The organism is Vibrio sp. R78045, from assembly GCF_042466085.1.
Classification (GTDB): Bacteria; Pseudomonadota; Gammaproteobacteria; order Enterobacterales; family Vibrionaceae; genus Vibrio; species Vibrio cyclitrophicus.
Map to the genome: position 1 here is coordinate 681978 of NZ_JAXHBS010000013.1, position 16879 is coordinate 698856.

General features: G+C 44.2%; 16 protein-coding genes. 11 read left to right on the top strand and 5 right to left on the bottom strand.

The genetic code is table 11. The features are described 5' to 3' along the window. Nucleotides 1-73 precede the first annotated feature (73 nt). The 7 genes from SJY39_RS13640 to SJY39_RS13670 all read left to right on the top strand — a co-directional run bounded on the left by SJY39_RS13640 (nucleotide 74) and on the right by SJY39_RS13670 (nucleotide 7288). The gene (locus tag SJY39_RS13640) at nucleotides 74-676 is read left to right on the top strand and encodes a 2OG-Fe(II) oxygenase (protein ID WP_016788870.1); all 603 of its coding nucleotides are present in this window, start codon (nucleotides 74-76) and stop codon (nucleotides 674-676) included. Between the two features lie 287 nt (nucleotides 677-963). After that, the gene (locus SJY39_RS13645; RefSeq protein ID WP_372264141.1) at nucleotides 964-2256 is read left to right on the top strand and encodes an extracellular solute-binding protein; all 1293 of its coding nucleotides are present in this window, start codon (nucleotides 964-966) and stop codon (nucleotides 2254-2256) included. 261 nt (nucleotides 2257-2517) lie between these two features. Further along, nucleotides 2518-3399: an ABC transporter permease subunit gene (locus SJY39_RS13650; RefSeq protein WP_010428443.1), complete on the top strand. Its 882-nt coding sequence runs from the start codon at nucleotides 2518-2520 to the stop codon at nucleotides 3397-3399. Between the two features lie 86 nt (nucleotides 3400-3485). Continuing rightward, nucleotides 3486-4328, top strand: a complete 843-nt coding sequence (ugpE, locus tag SJY39_RS13655; protein ID WP_010428440.1) for a sn-glycerol-3-phosphate ABC transporter permease UgpE — start codon at nucleotides 3486-3488, stop codon at nucleotides 4326-4328. After that, a complete protein-coding gene (gene ugpC, locus SJY39_RS13660) occupies nucleotides 4318-5616 on the top strand; it encodes a sn-glycerol-3-phosphate ABC transporter ATP-binding protein UgpC (RefSeq protein WP_010428437.1) in 1299 nt (432 codons plus the stop codon). The genes ugpE and ugpC overlap by 11 nt, the downstream gene beginning before the upstream one ends. A 56-nt stretch (nucleotides 5617-5672) precedes the next feature. Next, nucleotides 5673-6392 (top strand): glycerophosphodiester phosphodiesterase family protein, encoded by a 720-nt coding sequence (locus tag SJY39_RS13665; protein ID WP_010428434.1) that lies wholly within the window; start codon nucleotides 5673-5675, stop codon nucleotides 6390-6392. 158 nt (nucleotides 6393-6550) lie between these two features. Next, nucleotides 6551-7288 (top strand): sulfite exporter TauE/SafE family protein, encoded by a 738-nt coding sequence (locus SJY39_RS13670; protein WP_010428431.1) that lies wholly within the window; start codon nucleotides 6551-6553, stop codon nucleotides 7286-7288. A 66-nt stretch (nucleotides 7289-7354) separates the two neighbouring features. Here SJY39_RS13670 and SJY39_RS13675 read toward each other — a convergent pair whose 3' ends face one another. Both SJY39_RS13675 and SJY39_RS13680 read right to left on the bottom strand, forming a co-directional pair. After that, nucleotides 7355-8134 carry a murein L,D-transpeptidase family protein gene (locus SJY39_RS13675; protein ID WP_010428428.1) on the bottom strand — a complete coding sequence of 260 codons (780 nt, stop codon included), beginning with the start codon at nucleotides 8132-8134 and terminating at the stop codon, nucleotides 7355-7357. Between the two features lie 2 nt (nucleotides 8135-8136). Continuing rightward, complete coding sequence (locus tag SJY39_RS13680; RefSeq protein WP_010428424.1) at nucleotides 8137-8619, bottom strand: GNAT family N-acetyltransferase; 483 nt, start codon at nucleotides 8617-8619, stop codon at nucleotides 8137-8139. 209 nt (nucleotides 8620-8828) lie between these two features. Here SJY39_RS13680 and SJY39_RS13685 point away from each other — a divergent pair, with 209 nt between their 5' ends. The 3 genes from SJY39_RS13685 (at nucleotide 8829) to grxB (ending at nucleotide 11047) form a co-directional block, all read left to right on the top strand. Next, nucleotides 8829-9809 carry a Gfo/Idh/MocA family protein gene (locus SJY39_RS13685; RefSeq protein ID WP_010428421.1) on the top strand — a complete coding sequence of 327 codons (981 nt, stop codon included), beginning with the start codon at nucleotides 8829-8831 and terminating at the stop codon, nucleotides 9807-9809. A 164-nt stretch (nucleotides 9810-9973) separates the two neighbouring features. Further along, nucleotides 9974-10132 (top strand): hypothetical protein, encoded by a 159-nt coding sequence (locus tag SJY39_RS13690; RefSeq protein ID WP_010428418.1) that lies wholly within the window; start codon nucleotides 9974-9976, stop codon nucleotides 10130-10132. Nucleotides 10133-10414: 282 nt separating this feature from the next. Then, complete coding sequence (grxB, locus tag SJY39_RS13695) at nucleotides 10415-11047, top strand: glutaredoxin 2 (RefSeq protein WP_010428415.1); 633 nt, start codon at nucleotides 10415-10417, stop codon at nucleotides 11045-11047. A gap of 65 nt (nucleotides 11048-11112) precedes the next feature. Here the strand turns inward: grxB and SJY39_RS13700 are convergent, their stop codons facing one another. After that, nucleotides 11113-11946, bottom strand: a complete 834-nt coding sequence (locus SJY39_RS13700) for a pyruvate, water dikinase regulatory protein (RefSeq protein WP_010428412.1) — start codon at nucleotides 11944-11946, stop codon at nucleotides 11113-11115. Nucleotides 11947-12124: 178 nt separating this feature from the next. On the opposite strand from SJY39_RS13700, the gene ppsA reads away from it, so the two are divergent. Continuing rightward, complete coding sequence (gene ppsA, locus SJY39_RS13705) at nucleotides 12125-14497, top strand: phosphoenolpyruvate synthase (protein WP_010428409.1); 2373 nt, start codon at nucleotides 12125-12127, stop codon at nucleotides 14495-14497. A gap of 82 nt (nucleotides 14498-14579) precedes the next feature. On the opposite strand, the gene SJY39_RS13710 is transcribed toward ppsA, so the two are convergent. Next, entirely contained in the window at nucleotides 14580-15365 is a 786-nt protein-coding gene (locus tag SJY39_RS13710; RefSeq protein ID WP_010428407.1) for a hypothetical protein, read from the bottom strand. A gap of 66 nt (nucleotides 15366-15431) precedes the next feature. After that, nucleotides 15432-16802, bottom strand: coding sequence for a serine hydrolase (locus tag SJY39_RS13715; protein WP_010428405.1), 1371 nt, complete (start codon nucleotides 16800-16802; stop codon nucleotides 15432-15434). Between the last annotated feature and the right edge of the window lie 77 nt (nucleotides 16803-16879).

The following is a 16879-nucleotide window of genomic DNA, read 5'->3' on the forward strand; positions in this document are numbered from 1 at the left end:
AAAACATGTGATTTGTTGACCTGAGTTATTAGGACTATATATGCGCCTCTAATTTATTGTCTGAGTGCTATACATGAACCAATTAATCGATGCTCTTTCTACCCAAGGTTATTTCGTTTGGGACGACTTCTTAACTCACGAAGAAGTGGTGGCATTGAGGGATTGCATTCCAGAGAACTGGAAAAAGGCTAGGATCGGCCGTAACGATGATGTAGCACGAGAAGCAACGATTCGTAGTGACAAAATTCAGTGGGTACGCCGTGATATGGGTCAGCCAGCATCTCTGTTTTTAGACAAGATGGAACAAATTCGTTTAGCGGCAAACCAAGCGTTCTTTTTGGGTCTGTTCGAGTACGAAGCGCACTTTGCTAAATACGAAAAAGGCGACTTCTACCAGAAGCACTTAGATTGTTTCAAGGGCAATGAAAACCGCCGCCTGACTACTGTGTTCTACATGAATGATGAGTGGACAGAAGAAGACGCTGGTGAGCTCGTGGTTTACGATCTAAAAGACAACCACATCGCGACCATTCCACCAAAGTCAGGCCGCTTATTTGTGTTCTTGTCTGAACAGTTCCCACACGAGGTACTGCCGACAAACACAGAGCGATTCAGTATTGCCGGTTGGTTCCGTATTAACGGTGTGAAAGACAACCAATTGGACATCGCGCACTAAAACTGTATCCACATCGAACCTTCTTCTAAGCCTCTCCATCGAGAGGCTTTTTTATTGAACAACAGTTGTTCAATAAAACGTCTTAAAAACCGAACATGTTCAACATCAAAACCATCAATAACTTTACTCTTAAATAAAATCGAAACGAATCTTTCATATCACTGAAACGGTTTAGCCACGTAAGTGAAATATGGCCTGTTCAAGATAGCTTCAAACGACACCCCTACCGTCTCGTTAATACTCTAATTCAATACCTCTACATCGATTTCATCCAAAAGGAAAAGAAGATGAATAAGCTAATTTTGGCAGGCGTTCTTTCCGCAACAGCGGCAATGCCAGCGTTCGCAACGACTCAAGTCACTTGGTGGCACGCAATGGGCGGCCAACTTGGAGAAACCGTCAATAAGATTGCGACTGACTTTAATGCGTCACAAGATGATTACAAGATCACGCCAATCTATAAAGGTTCATACACAGAGACCTTAACAGCGGGTATCGCGGCATATCGAGCAGGCGAAGCTCCTAACATTCTACAAGTATTCGATGCCGGTGCTGCAACCATCATGAACGCTAAAGGTGTCGCCAAACCCGTACAAGATATTCTGGTTGAGTCTGGCTACAACTTTAATTCGAACGACTACCTAGCGGGCGTTCGTAACTTCTATGCAGACAGCCAAGGCAAGATGATTGGTATGCCTTTCAACAGTTCGACCCCAGTTCTTTACTACAACAAAGACCTTCTTGCGGAAGTAGGTGCAGAGGCACCTAAAACTTATGAAGAACTAGAAGTTGTTGCTAAAAAGCTGAAGGAAGACGGACACATCGCGTTTTCTCAATCTCTAACGCCATGGATCATGTTCGAGAACTTCAAGTCTCGCCATAACCTGCCAGTCTCTGACCAGAACAACGGCTACGACGGCCTATCCACTAAGATCATGTTCAACACCAAAGACATGATGATGCACGTTAGCAAGATGAAAGAGTGGTCAGATCTAGGTTATTACAAGTATTACGGCAGCGATTGGGATGCAAACCAAACGCCTTTCGAGCGCCAAGAAGTGGCAATGTGGATGGGCTCTTCAGGTTCATTCGGTGGTTTACGTAACCGCGTACCTTTCGAGTTAGGCACAACTTACCTTCCATACTGGAAATCGGTTAACCCGGATGCTGGCTTAACCTTCATTGGTGGTGCCGCTCTGTTTGCACTCAATGGTCATGACCAACAACAAGACAAAGGTGTGGCTGCATTCTTTGACTACCTGACTAAGCCTGAAACACAGGTTTACTGGCACAAAACCACGGGCTATGTACCTGTAACAACCGCTGCATATGAACTAGCGAAAGAGTCTGGTTACTACAAAGAACAACCAGACGCAGAAGTGGGTGTTAAGCAGCTAAGCCTTAAATCGGGCGAATGGACTAAGGGCTACCGCTTAGGTTATTACCCGCAGATCCGTGAAGTGATGCACCGTGAGTTCGACAATATCTTCGCTGACCGCTCTAGCGTTGAGTACAGCCTAGACAAAGTCGAAGATGAAAGCAGCAAGCTACTAAAACGCTTCGCTCGCACGATGAATTAGGTCGGCTCGTTAGCTAAAGCTGCTTTATTAACTCAGAAGTTTCTGTTTAGAAGCTTAACTAACCAAAGCAGTAAATTACTCCTCACGTCTTGTCAGCACCCTCGAATAAATAGAGTCATGACGAGGCGCGAGGAGATTATTCATTAGCGCCATTTCTTGCTCCAACAACGATAACTCAACTGGATGCATTCCTTGATATCGCGCTAGTGATAACTGTCACTAGCTAGTGGTCAACTTTTAATAACTTTTTGGGATTACCCTGTGGAACGACGTCAACAATTCTTTCACTCTCCGCTGCCTTACCTATTTTTAGCACCTCAGATACTCATCATTGCGGTTTTCTTTATCTACCCAGCGGCAAAGGCAGTTTATCTCTCCTTTATGCTGGAAGATCCTTGGGGCACATCTTCTCTATTCGTTTGGTTCGAAAACTATCAAATGCTATTCGAATCGAGCGAGTATCTCAGCTCAATTGGCTTTACCCTGATGTTCGCGATTGTGGTTTCTTTCCTATCGCTTGCCTTGGCTTTGCTGCTCGCCGCAAAAGCCGACAATATCATTCACGGACAAGGGGCTTACAAGGTCACTCTCACTTGGGTGTACGCCGTTGCTCCTGCGATCGCAGGCGTAATCGGTGCTTTCTTGTTTAACCCACACATTGGCGTGTTTACCGAGTTATTTGCAGTTATTGGTTGGGACTTTAGCTTTCAGACCGATCCTATAGATGCCACGTTTGCTCTGATTTTAGTGTCGGTTTGGAAACAGGTTTCGGTGAATTTCATCTACTTTCTGGCGGGACTTCAATCGATCTCTTACGCGGTAAAAGAAGCAGCGATGCTGGATTGTACCAGTGACTCGAAACGTTTCTGGACCATCACTTTCCCACTACTGGCCCCTACTGGCTTCTTTCTGTTGGTCATCAACCTCACCTACTCCTTCTTTGAAACCTTTGGCGTGATCGACACCATGACCAATGGCGGTCCTGGTGGCGGTACAACTTCGTTAGTTTACAAGGTGTATCGAGACGGCTTTGTTGGTGCCGATTTGGGCGGTAGTTCAGCGCAATCTGTAGTGCTTTTAGTACTGGTACTCACTCTGACTTTTATCCAGTTCCGCGTTGTAGAAAAGCGTGTTCACTATTAACCCTTCAATCGCGCTACTTATCGGCAATAGAGAGCAACCACCAGTGAAAGCCAAGCGTGCAATGAATTACGCGACAGGAGTTATTTATGAAAAGTAATAAGGTCTCTGACCACCTAATTTTAATTGCTGGGATGCTGTTTATGTTGGTCCCTATCTGGCTAATCTTCGCCAGTTCGACGCATAACCCAAACACCATTGTCAGCGATGGCCTGCAATGGCTCCCAGGCGATAACTTTACCGCCATTTATAGCGAAGCTTGGAACAAGAGTATGGGCTTTAGTGGCGAAGTCACCGCCAGTAAAATGATCGCCAACTCGATGATCATGGGGCTCGGTTTTGCGATCGGTAAGATCTTAATTTCGATGATGGCCGCGTTTGCTTTGGTCTACTTTAGACTCCCTTACGCCACGGCGTGGTTTTGGCTGATCTTCGTGACGCTGTTACTGCCATTAGAGGTTCGTATTATCCCTTCCTATGAAGTTGTTGCAGGGCTCGGGCTTCTTAATAGCTACACAGGTTTAATTCTGCCTTTGATCGCGTCAGCCACCGCGACGTTCTTTTTTAGGCAGTTCTTCAAAACCATCCCCGACGAATTGCTAGAAGCCGCACAATTAGATAACGCAGGTCCATTTAGGTTTTTGATCGACATCTTACTGCCACTGTCTAAAACCATGATCGCCGCAATCTTCATCATCATGTTTGTGGTGGGTTGGAACCAATATCTGTGGCCAATCATGATGACCACCGACGAAGGCTACAACACCATCGTGATGGGTATCAAACAAGTACTCAACAACATCAATGAAACCAGTTTACCACGCTACGACTATGTTTTCGCCATGGTCATTTTAGCCATGTTACCGCCCGTTTTAGTGGTGGTTGTATTTCAGCGTTGGTTTGTAAAAGGGCTAGTAGAAAGTGAAAAATAATAACGACACAACTCAAATGAAAGATAACCATATTCAATCGCTAGATGAGTACAAAGCTTCTCAACAAACTATCCACAAAAATACAGAGGACTCGCAAATGACGACTCGTCATCAAATACTTGGTCACCACCAAACAAACAACGGACAGACGCGTAAGACACCAATCATGTTGAGTATCAAGAACTTGGTCAAGACTTACGAAAATGGTCACCGTGCCGTTAAAGGAGTATCTCTTGATATCGAAAAAGGTGAATTTCTCGTGTTAGTTGGCCCTTCAGGCTGTGGTAAATCTTCTATTTTGCGCTCCATTGCTGGGTTAGAAAGCATCTCTGGCGGTGAGATTCACTTAGCCGGTCGTCGAGTCGATACCGAGAAGCCAGCAAAGCGCGATATCGCAATGGTTTTTCAGAATTATGCGCTCTACCCACACATGACAGTGTATAAAAATCTGGCTTATGGGTTAAAAAACCGAGGTGTCAGCCAACACACAATTGAAGAGAAAATTGAGAAAGTCGCCAAGACACTCAAAATCGAAGAATATCTCAATCGCAAACCCGCTAAATTGTCAGGCGGTCAACGTCAACGTGTTGCCATGGGACGAGCGATCGTACGCGACCCTCAACTGTTCTTGTTTGATGAACCTTTATCTAACCTAGATGCCTCACTGCGTGCTCACATGAGGTTAGAAATCAAAAAGCTGCAACGCGAGCTTGGCGTGACCAGTGTTTACGTCACTCATGATCAAGTTGAAGCCATGACACTAGCTGACAGAATTGTGGTACTCAACAACGGTCAAATAGAGCAAGTCGGTACACCAAGAGAGGTCTACCACCAGCCAGCCAGTACCTTTGTGGCAAGCTTCATTGGCAGCCCTGCGATGAATTTCTTACCAGCAACACTCGACGACGGCTACCTTGAAATTGGCGACCAGCAAATGTACTTGCCCGAATACGCCCACGTAAAAAACACATCCATCACACTTGGTATTCGGCCAGAACACTCTGAGGTTTGTGCCGATTTAGTCATGAACGCGCTGCCGCTTGAATTACGCATCAGCGTGGTTGAGCCTTTAGGGCCAAATCAATTGGTTCATGGCCTTGTGAACGAACAACCCTTTATCGCTGTGACACCCGAAACGGCGCTGTGCCAAGCCGTCCCTCTCGGACTAAGCATCGATAAATCCAACCTGCATATTTTTGACAATCATGGCAAACGCATTCACCCAAATAACTTCACATCACAGGAGTCACACGAAGATACGACAAGCTTAACGACGGCTCTAGCTTAATCGAGTACACTGATAATTAATGCGTTTTTACGGTGCGTCTTTAAGAAGGATTAATTATGTCGTCTATCATCGTAGGTCATCGAGGTGTAGCAGGTACTCACCCAGAAAATACCAAAGCAAGCATTGAACAAGCCGCAAAACTCGGTTTGAAATGGGTGGAAGTTGATATTCAACCTACACAGGATGATCAACTTGTGGTTTGTCACGATCACACACTAGAACGTTGTAGTGATGGTAAAGGGCGTGTCGATGAGCACACGCTCGCAGAGCTGCGCCAACTTGATTTCGGAAACTGGAAATCTGAAGAGTTCTCTGGAGAAAAAATACTGACGCTCTTAGAGCTACTTGGCCTAGTTGAACAACACGGTCTTAGCGTTAACCTAGAGATCAAGGTCGATAGCAGACATCAAGCCCCGCATGTGGTTGATCTGTTGCACTCAGAATTGATCCGTTCAAATCTGGATACAGATAAGATTTTATTATCTAGCTTCAGCCATCAAGTGATCGTTGAAATCGCTCACCATTTACCGAGATACCGCGTTGGCGTGATTACCGAACAACTGACTCAAGCCGATCTGATGCTCATTGATAAGGTCAAAGCGTTCAGCTGCCATATGAATTATGAACACGTGAATCAGAGCGATCTTGATACGCTTAACGAAGCAAAAATTCAAACATGGTGCTATACCGTGAATGACCCCTCTCGCTTCAAATTCCTTTCAAAAGTGGACGCGGTATTCACTGATTTTCCAGATAAATTCAGCGCTATAAATTGACCTGGTAAATACCAGAAAATAACCTTTAACGTCTTTAAAATTAACCCCGAGAAACCTGCAAATTAAGTAGTAAACACAAGTGAGTAGGAGTACATTCCGCTACTCACTTGGTTTCATTAGCTCGCTTTTCTTAAGCAGCTTCATTGGTTACTTCATTTATGGATCTCATTTTTAGTCCAACTTTCCCAATTTTGGGTGCAATCTTCATTTTCGCTGCCATAGTTCGTGGCTTCTCAGGTTTCGGTTTCACCCTAGTGGCATTGCCATTAAGTGCGTTATTCGTGCCTGTTATCGAACTCGTTCCCGTTTTCATGCTGATCGACCTGTTAGGCAATATCCAATTATTACCGAAGGTTAAACATCACGTAAATTGGCGCTGGGTTTCGAAGGTGTTTATTCCTTGCTTAGCCTTCACCCCTGTCGGCTTAATCCTGCTCAAATCCGTGAACCAAGATGCGATAATCTTGATCATAAGTGCATTTATCTTCGCCTCTGCACTTATGATCTACAAAGGGTTCCAGTATCAAAGTGAGCCTAGATTTGCTCCTTATCTTCTGGGAAGCCTTGCTGGCGTAATGAATGGTGCAGCATCAATGTCAGGGCCTCCTGTTGGCACACATGCATTAGCTAGCCCAGTAGAGCCTCACATTGCAAGAGCGGGTTTAATCGCTTTCTTTGTTTTGGCCGATTCGAGTGCATTTGTTTCTGCTTCGATAGCAGGCTTAGTAAACCGAGATGTGATCTGGCATACCGCAGTTCTTTTACCAAGCAGTATGTTGGGTGGCTATGTGGGTTCTAAGTTGTTTGAGAGATTTGGCGGAGAGAAATTCAAGCCCGTCACTATTGCACTGCTCATTGTAATTGCTATCTTCAGTGCAGGTCGAGTCTTACTGTAACTGGCTCTAGCGCTGATTTCGGCAATTGTTTTTGAGAGTTGTTCAGGGAAATTGGGTGCCGATATCCTACCATTCAATATGGATAGGGGTACCCATTCCAACTAATTCGATAAACTGATCCATATCTTGATTGGTCAATGCAATACAGCCATCAGTCCAATCGAAGCTTTGGATAAAACTAGGTGAACGCCATTCACCATTTTTAATACCGTGGACTTTGATATTGCCACCTGGGTCGACCTTGTTTTTTTTGGCCCATTGCTTATCGGAAGAACGCGGGTAATTAATGTGCACCGAACGATAGAAATCAGAGTCTTCCATGATGTAATCCAGTTGATACTGACCTTCTGGCGTGCGGTTATCCCCTTCAAAACGTTTATGCCCTTTTGGTTCCTTGCCCAACGCTATTCGAAACTCCTGAATGACCTCATTCCCTTTCAGCAGATACATTCGACGTTTAGATTTATCAACCTTCACCAAAGTCACAACTTGTAACAACGGATCGATTGAAGAATCGGTATTTTGTTTTGTGTAAATTCGGCGGGATGTCCCTTGAGATAGTTGGGCGAACTGCTCGCTATTAGTATTTTGAATAACGCCATTTTTATGCGAGTCTTGGTTAAGGATAGGCTTTGGAGGCACTGATACTGATGACGTTGGAGTGCGACTAGATTGAGAAGGTGCGGACTCAAACACAATAGTTTCAATAGCTGTTGCATCTGAAACGATTTTTTCTACGACTAACTTGTTACCATAGACGGGGACATCCACGATTGGAGATGTTTCAGCATAAACAATCTGCATCGACACAACTAAATAAGCGAATAAAGGAGCAAACAGACGCACGCTTAAATCTCCTCAAATCGCATAGACATGGTTCGTGATTGCGTCTCCATACCCAAGGATTCATAAAAACTCTGAGCTTGTTGGTTGAATTCCATCACTTCCAAACGGAGTTCAATGGCTCCTCTCGCTTGAGCCCACTGATTAAATGACTTCATTAATGACTTACCAACACCTTGGCTCTGAACTTCATCGTTAACTACAATCGTATTCACTCTCGCGATCTTGTGAGGTTGGATAAAACTCACCCCGCGATTCTGCGTAACTTTCCCAGCCAAAAATCCGATAACTTGACCACCCTTAACAGCGACTAAGAAAGCACCAATGGGATCGAGCATCAGCCCCAACCAGTACTCTTCACTATCTGAAAAAGATTGAGACGCGGGAGCAAACACCATTGGAGCGCCATGATGATGTTGGCGATTTATCTGGTCAGAAAGCTCTAAGATCGAGCGAATATCAGTTACCTTGGCTGTCCGAACTTGCATATCATTACCTTATTTAAATTCCATAATACTTTAGCAAAAATGCCTTCGTTATGCACCGTTGTAACTGAATCCCAACGTGTCCCATGATTCCGTATTTTTGATATAAGGCAACATTTGGGAACTAATTGTTCCTCAATTCTCAGACACATTCGATGACGTGGAATGCTACTATCTCTGCAGAATCAATACACTAACGACTGGATACCTATATGATTAAGTTTGCTGTAATTGGAACCAATTGGATCACTCAGAAGTTTGTTCAAGCTGCCCACGAAACTCAATCGATGAAACTTGCTGCAGTTTATTCAAGAAACATAGAGAGCGCCTCTCAATTCGCTCAAGAGTTCAATGTTAATACAACCTACGACTCGCTTGATGCTTTGGCGAGTGATAGCACTATCGAAGCGGTCTACATTGCTTCACCAAATTCATTGCACTGCACACAATCCATCTTAATGATGAAACATGGCAAGCATGTCATATGTGAAAAGCCTGTCGCATCCAATATCGATGAAGCAACTCAAATGTTTGAAGTCGCAGAGCAAAACGGTGTGGTGCTTTTTGAAGCATATAAATCTCAATTTCTGCCAAACTTTAAACAAGTGCAACTCGGATTAGAAAAAATCGGCAAGGTACATAAGGCACACATCAATTACTGCCAATATTCATCGCGTTATCAGAAATATCTAAACGGAGATAATCCTAATACCTTCAATCCAGCCTTCTCTAACGGCTCTTTGGTCGATATCGGCTTTTACTGCGTAGCCGCAACAGTTGCTCTGTTTGGCAAGCCAGAAAGTGCACATGCTTCAGCAAAACTGCTTGATTCTGGCGTTGATGCGCATGGCTGTGCGGTCTTCCAATACCCAGAGTTTGACGTAACCCTTGCGCACTCCAAAGTCAGTGACTCTTACGCACCAAGTGAGATCCAAGGTGAGTGCGGCGCGATCATCATCGATCACATCGCCGAATGTACCGATGTTAAGATCCGATACCGAGATGGCCGCATTGAAAATCTCACTCAAACACAGAGCGAGAACTCAATGAGTTACGAAGCGCAAGCTTTTGCAAACTGTATCGGTGGGGATAAAACAACACAAGCTGAAGCGGAAAAACGCGCTTTAACAGTTGCTAAGTTAATTACAGAGATGCGTCAGCAAGTTGGTGTCGTTTATCCTGCGGACAAATAAACTCGCTTAGTCAGTTAACAATATGATTTTTAAGATATCTTAATTTATACATAATCAAATTTAATCTTTACGACAAATAACCGGATTAGTCGATTAACGTACCATCTGTTTAAATCCGCGTTCGATATCTATCGTATTAATTTAATTTATTGAAGGTGTGTAAAGTGTTTTCAGTTGATGATCGTGTTGTTGCAACAAAAGGTGTTGAGCTTGGTGAGATGGTAGTTACAGGCCTAAGTGCTGGTGGTTACTACGTTCACGTTAAAACTGTAGAAAGCGCACTGCCGCTTACTTACCCAATGCAAGATCTTAAAAAAGCATAGTTTGATTGCTGTGTTCCTTTAGTAGTCACTCTTCTAAAGATAACAATATTGAGGCTTTGGTTGACTTCACTCTTCTGCATTAGAGTGGACAATCAGAGCCTTTTTTATGCCTGCAATTCCCTCAATCTACTGATTATCTTATACATAGAGTAGAAGCCTCAGGCTAAACTTGGGCCATACAGTTAGACGGTAGCAATTTAAACCAAACACTTATTGTCCGCCTAGACTTCTGTTACATTAGCGTCATCTGATACTTGTATTGACTATGAACTAAGGGAAGCTATGAAGCTTTACATTTACGACCACTGCCCTTTCTGTGCAAGAGTTGCCTACATCGCTCAATCTCTAGAATTGAACATCGAGCTTGTCTCTGTGGATTATGACGATGCTCAAACCCTTATCGATTTGATCGGTAAAAAAATGGTACCGGTCTTACAAAAAGATGACGGTTCTATCATGGCGGAGAGCTTAGATATCATCGCTTACTTTATGAATTTGAAATCAAGCGATGAACAGCGAGAACCTTCAGAGCAGGTGATTCTGTTTCAAAGCCGCGCATTCCCGTTGAGTCAGCGTATTGGTTTGCCACGTTGGTGGAAACTGGACCTTGCCGAATACCAATCACCAGCAAGCAAAGAAGCATGGCGTGCAGCCAAAGAAACCGAAGAACTCAACTTCGATAAGCTGATTGAGCAAACACCACAGTTTGTTGATCAGATTAACCCGTTATTAAAAGATACTGAGCTTTTACTGAACCTAGAAAATGGTCAGTCGTCGCTGCCGCTTATTGACCAAGCTGTGTATTTTTCTATGTTGCGCGGTTTCTGCGTTGAGCCAAGCATCACGTGGCCACCAGCACTTGAGCGTTGGTTAGAACACCAGAGCCAAACACTTAAGCTTTCGCTGCTTCGTTAACTCGTTAAAAACAAAAAGAGAAGATCACCGATGAACTTCTCTTTTTAAACACCCTATACCCCTAATTAGAGCAAGCGTCTTCTCAACCCTGTACGCTCCAAGATCCGTGTAGAAATTTCTTCAACTGATAGCGAAGAAGTGTTGATATAAGGTATCGCTTCTCGGCGGAACATCGCCTCTACAGTCTGTAACTCATACAAACATTGCGAATCACTGGCATACTCACTGCCTGCCAATCGGTTCTCACGGATTTCAGTCAATCGTTCTGCATCTATGGTCAAACCAAACAGCTTATGTCGGTAAATCTCAAACTCTGGCAAAAGCTTCAAACGCGCTAAATCGTCATGGATAAATGGGTAGTTCGCAACGCGTAAACCAAATTGCATTGCCATGTATAAGCTTGTCGGTGTCTTACCGCTTCGAGAAACACCCAGTAAGATGATGTCCGCCTCTTCCAGGCCTTTTAAAGTAATGCCGTCATCATGCGCGAGCGTATATTCAATTGCTGCAATACGGTCGAAATACTTAACCGAATCCTTATTTACACTGCGTGAGCGCTGTAATTTAGGAACCGGTGCCATTTGAATATCATCCTGAACCTTTTGAACAATACTTTCCAATACGTCATAACAGTGAGCTTGCGCTGTAAGTAATTTCGCTTTGATATCTGGGATCACAATAGAAAAGAACACTAACGGCTCTAACCCGGTATCACGATACGAAATATCAATCTCTTTTAATAAATCAGAAAGTTTGTCCTCACTTTCCACAAACGGAAAGGTTTTTTCATTGGCTTTGAATGGGAATTGACCTAGAACAACATGCCCTAAAGTCTCACATGTTATGGCCGTTCCATCAGAAACATAGAATACATCACGACTTTGAATATCAATTTGCATTTTTTATTTAATGTTTAAAATTATTTTGAGTAGGATGGTAACCATAATATAGATAATAAAACCCTGCTGACTATTACGTCCCCCACAGCTTTAGAAAATAATTTACATTTTTTTAAACTGATACGTAATCGTTTGCCTTTAAATCCCTACAATGCTTGCTATGTTTCTGGAGAAATAAATGCAAAATAATACCCTATGGTTCAATGGCCTATCCATGGAAGATGTCGACAAAGTCGGCGGTAAGAACGCCTCACTGGGCGAGATGGTTTCTAACCTATCCAATGCTGGTGTTTCTGTACCTAATGGTTTTGCTACCACTTCGTATGCGTTTAACGACTTTCTTGACTACAAAGGTCTTGATGAGCGCATTCACCAACTACTTGATGAACTTGATGTTGAAGACGTTGACGCACTGCGTAAGACAGGTGCAACGATTCGACAATGGGTTCTAGATGCCCCCTTTCCTGAATCACTAGAGCAAGACATCCGCGATAACTACCGCGAGCTGATCGAAGACAACGAAGAATTGTCTGTTGCGGTTCGTTCATCTGCAACCGCAGAAGACCTTCCAGATGCTTCTTTCGCCGGCCAACAAGAAACCTTCCTTAACGTGAAAGGTATCGATGCGGTACTCGAAGCAACCAAGCACGTTTATGCTTCACTGTTTAACGACCGTGCCATCTCTTACCGTGTACACCAAGGCTTTGATCACCGTGGAATTTCATTGTCTGCAGGTATCCAGCGTATGGTTCGCTCAGACAAAGCCTCTTCAGGTGTAATGTTTACGCTTGATACTGAGTCTGGCTTCGACCAAGTGGTGTTCATTACCTCTTCTTGGGGTCTAGGTGAAATGGTTGTACAAGGCGCGGTGAACCCAGATGAGTTCTACGTTCATAAGCCAATGTTAGAAGCGGGTCACTATCCAATCGTTAAAAAGACATTTGGTTCTAAGTTGATCAAGATGATCTACTCAACCAACCAAGAGATCGGCAAGCAAGTTGATATCATCGACACCGATAAACAAGAGCGTAACGAGTTCTCACTGAACGATGAAGAGATCAAAGAACTAGCGAAACAAGCGATGATCATCGAGAAGCACTACCAACGTCCGATGGACATTGAGTGGGCAAAAGATGGCATCGACGGTAAGCTTTACATCGTCCAAGCTCGTCCTGAAACCGTATGTTCTCAAAGTGACCAAAACGTTATCGAGCGTTACGAACTAAACAACAAGGCGGATGTCTTGGTTGAAGGCCGTGCTATCGGTCAACGCATCGGTTCAGGCCCTGTTCGCTTAGTTGATTCTCTAGACCAAATGTCATTGGTTCAAGAAGGCGACGTACTGGTAACAGACATGACAGACCCAGACTGGGAACCTGTGATGAAGAAAGCGTCCGCGATTGTGACTAACCGTGGTGGCCGTACTTGTCACGCAGCAATCATAGCTCGTGAGCTAGGTATTCCTGCAATTGTTGGTTGTGGTACAGCGACAAGCAGCCTGAATGACGGCGACACAGTAACAGTGTCATGTTCAGAAGGCGAAACCGGCTACGTTTACAACGGCGAACTCGACTTTGAAATCAAACGTTCTGAAGTTGATGAGCTGCCAATGCTGCCAACCAAAGTCATGATGAACGTGGGTAACCCAGATCGCGCATTCGACTTTGCACAGATTCCAAACGAAGGTGTTGGCCTTGCTCGTTTAGAGTTCATCATCAACAAGATGATCGGCATTCACCCGAAAGCTCTATTGAACTTCGATGCTCAAACTGACGAGCTAAAAACAGAAATCAGTGAGCGTATTCGCGGCTACAAAGATCCAATCGATTTCTACGTAAGCAAGCTGACAGAAGGCATCGCGACTATCGCATCTGCATTCTGGCCTAAGCGTGTAATCGTACGTATGTCTGACTTTAAGTCGAACGAGTACAGCAACCTAGTCGGTGGTAAAACGTTTGAACCACATGAAGAGAACCCAATGCTGGGCTTCCGTGGCGCATCTCGTTATATCTCACCAGTATTCGAAGACTGTTTCGAGCTAGAGACTCAAGCGATCAAGCGTGTTCGCAACGAAATGGGTCTGAAAAACGTTGAAATCATGATTCCATTCGTTCGTACTCCAAGCGAAGCAGCATCGGTTATCGACATTCTGGCTAAGTTCGACCTTCGCCGTGGCGACCAAGGTCTGAAAGTCATCATGATGTGTGAACTACCATCGAATGCAATTTTGGCTGAAGAGTTCTTGAAGTACTTCGATGGCTTCTCTATCGGTTCAAACGACATGACACAGCTGACGCTTGGTCTTGACCGTGACTCTGGCGATGTTGCACACCTATTCGATGAGCGTAACCCTGCTGTAAAAGCGATGCTGAAAATGGCTATCGACGCGGCAACCAAAGCGGGTAAATACGTGGGCATTTGTGGTCAAGGCCCATCTGACCATGATGACCTAGCGGAGTGGTTAATGGAACAAGGCATCAGCTCTGTATCCCTAAACCCAGACACGGTTATCGATACATGGTTGAAGCTTGGTAACGTAGCAAATAAATAACGCTTCGTGCGAGACCTAAACGACAAAAGCCAGTCACGATGACTGGCTTTTCTAGGTTCTTTGCATGTTAGCAAACTAGGGGTTAGAAGTAGTATCTCACACCAATCCAAGCCTCGGTTTGCCAATCATTCGGCATTGACACACCTTTCACATCAACATCTGCTTTGGTAATGTCATAACGCGTATTCAACCACCAAGTTCTTGCACTGTTCATCGGTACATTTAATGATGTTTTGAAAGAGAAGTTCTGCATATCGATGTCATCGCCAGAAAGATCCTGCCACTCTGGTACTAAAGACACATAGGCGCCAAAGTCACCGAGATGCTTCGCGGTAATCAAACCAAGAGAGTATCCCGTTAAATCATCTTTAGATGAAGTAACACCAGGGATCTCCATGCTACCTGTCATCAACCCTGCTCTTGGAAATACAAGAAATCCACCGGTATAAGCAGGATTAATCGCAACAACCCCGCCAACCGACAACAAATCGTTTTTGATGTTAGTACGCGTATTAATGTAATCTAATGACAGACCCACTTTAGGTGTCGCCTTAGTACCCGTCTCAAATACATGGAAATACTGGACTCTAGAGTTACTGTACTCAGTGCCAAACTTGTCTGGATCGCGAAGCGCTGTGTTACTTTCATCGACAAACGTCGCTTCAGCAAGTAGGGCAAACTGTTGACCGTTTTCTAAACCGCCAGAAACTTGTCCCTGAAATTGGATATCTGAGCTACCGTTCAACATCAATGCAGCTTGAGTATAAACTTTGGTGACATCAGCCGGGTCGATAACACGTTCGGACTCTGCATGTGCAGGCAGCGCTAAACCTAAACTCAAAGGGATCAATAGAGCAAACTTTTTCATTATATATCTCGAAAGTCGTTTGCTTCCTCCTTGAAGCCTGGAACATCCTGTTGGGTTATAAGTAGATTATTTGTCGGCAAGTAGTTTCGCTGCAGAGCGCATCAGTGCCGGGCCTTTATTCTCACCAAAACCTGAGTGGTATGGGTTGGTTGAAAACATCACGCCTACAAAATCACGCTCTGGGTCGATATAGATAAACTGGCCAAGGTTGCCACTTTTCGACATCGCACCGTCATTGAAGATATAATCGAATTGATAAGCGTTGTAGTCGGCCTTTTCGTTAAAAGCATGCACTGAACTACTATCTTTGCTGGTGCCTTCGAAGGTTTTCGGATCGCCACCATTATGAATGCGGTCAATCACCGCTTGTGAGATCACAGGCTCATCAGCAACGGCTTTCCAGCTCGGTGTAAATAACGTTCCCCAACGTGCCATATCTTCTAAGGTCGTCGAAACCAAACCTACCGCGATACCCATTCCATCAGGTGTTAGGTTGATCTGCATAGGCTGACGAGCATGTACCTTAGACCAAACACGGTCTTCAAATACCTCAGTCCAAGTCTTGTTTTCAATGTTTTCGACTAGTTTGGTCAAAACCATGGTATTGATTGAGGCATAGCGGAAATGATCACCAGCTTTCTCACCCTCTAGTTTTTGTGCTCCTTTCGCAACATTCATCCAAGTTTCCATCTCACCGGTTTTAGCTCTTGGTGAATTGAATGATGCGGCGAAGAAACGCACTACGTCAGAATCAGGATTCAATATTGATTCGAGCGTTTCTTCATTGTCTAACGCAGTCGACATGTTGAGCACTTGATGGACAGTGATTTCTTCCCAATTACTCCCTTTTAACTCGGGAATGTAATAAGTAATGTCTTGTTCTGGATCGACTTTACCTTCTTCAACCAGCATAGCGACTACTGCACCTACTGTCGTTTTCGCTGTTGACGCCCAAACGTGGCTATCTGTAGGGCTCATGCCTGGATAAGCCTGATAAACAATTTCACCCTTGTGAATTAACATGAAGCCTTGAGTTCTGAACTGCTCATCCGCTAGGTATTGCTCCATTGTCAGCTCACCTTTGGTTTCGGTGTTTACGGTTAATTTAGCAAGGCGTGAATCGATGTTTTTAACCAGTGGCTTATATTCAGCATTAGGAGCGGCAAGAGCAGTCGGCATAAATTCACTCATGTGCATGTTGTAATAGACACTATGATCACCACCCATTTGCCAATGGAAATTATTGAAATTTTCACGAGCTGAATCAACGAAACCAGGAGTAAAAGATTGGTGAGCATCTTTTACAGGTAGAGTAACCTGCGCGCCTTCAATCTTAAGCGCAGCTTCTACTGGGTTTTCTGCAAATACAGTCGATGACACAGCAAGCGATGAAATCGTGAGTGATGAAAGAATTAGGGCAATAGGTGTAAGTTTCATGTTCTTCTCCTCTTTGGGTTAGAAGAAGTATATGAAGTTGCGCTACACTTAATTAGGTCATTTGGTGACATTTATAG

Coding starts and splice junctions, on each gene's coding strand:
- SJY39_RS13700 (WP_010428412.1), bottom strand. CDS start 11,946: ATGCAAATTGATATTCAAAGTCGTGATGTATTCTATGTTTCTGATGGA.
- ppsA (WP_010428409.1), top strand. CDS start 12,125: ATGCAAAATAATACCCTATGGTTCAATGGCCTATCCATGGAAGATGTC.
- SJY39_RS13670 (WP_010428431.1), top strand. CDS start 6,551: ATGGATCTCATTTTTAGTCCAACTTTCCCAATTTTGGGTGCAATCTTC.
- SJY39_RS13645 (WP_372264141.1), top strand. CDS start 964: ATGAATAAGCTAATTTTGGCAGGCGTTCTTTCCGCAACAGCGGCAATG.
- SJY39_RS13715 (WP_010428405.1), bottom strand. CDS start 16,802: ATGAAACTTACACCTATTGCCCTAATTCTTTCATCACTCACGATTTCA.
- SJY39_RS13680 (WP_010428424.1), bottom strand. CDS start 8,619: ATGCAAGTTCGGACAGCCAAGGTAACTGATATTCGCTCGATCTTAGAG.
- grxB (WP_010428415.1), top strand. CDS start 10,415: ATGAAGCTTTACATTTACGACCACTGCCCTTTCTGTGCAAGAGTTGCC.
- ugpE (WP_010428440.1), top strand. CDS start 3,486: ATGAAAAGTAATAAGGTCTCTGACCACCTAATTTTAATTGCTGGGATG.
- SJY39_RS13710 (WP_010428407.1), bottom strand. CDS start 15,365: ATGAAAAAGTTTGCTCTATTGATCCCTTTGAGTTTAGGTTTAGCGCTG.
- SJY39_RS13685 (WP_010428421.1), top strand. CDS start 8,829: ATGATTAAGTTTGCTGTAATTGGAACCAATTGGATCACTCAGAAGTTT.
- SJY39_RS13640 (WP_016788870.1), top strand. CDS start 74: ATGAACCAATTAATCGATGCTCTTTCTACCCAAGGTTATTTCGTTTGG.
- SJY39_RS13665 (WP_010428434.1), top strand. CDS start 5,673: ATGTCGTCTATCATCGTAGGTCATCGAGGTGTAGCAGGTACTCACCCA.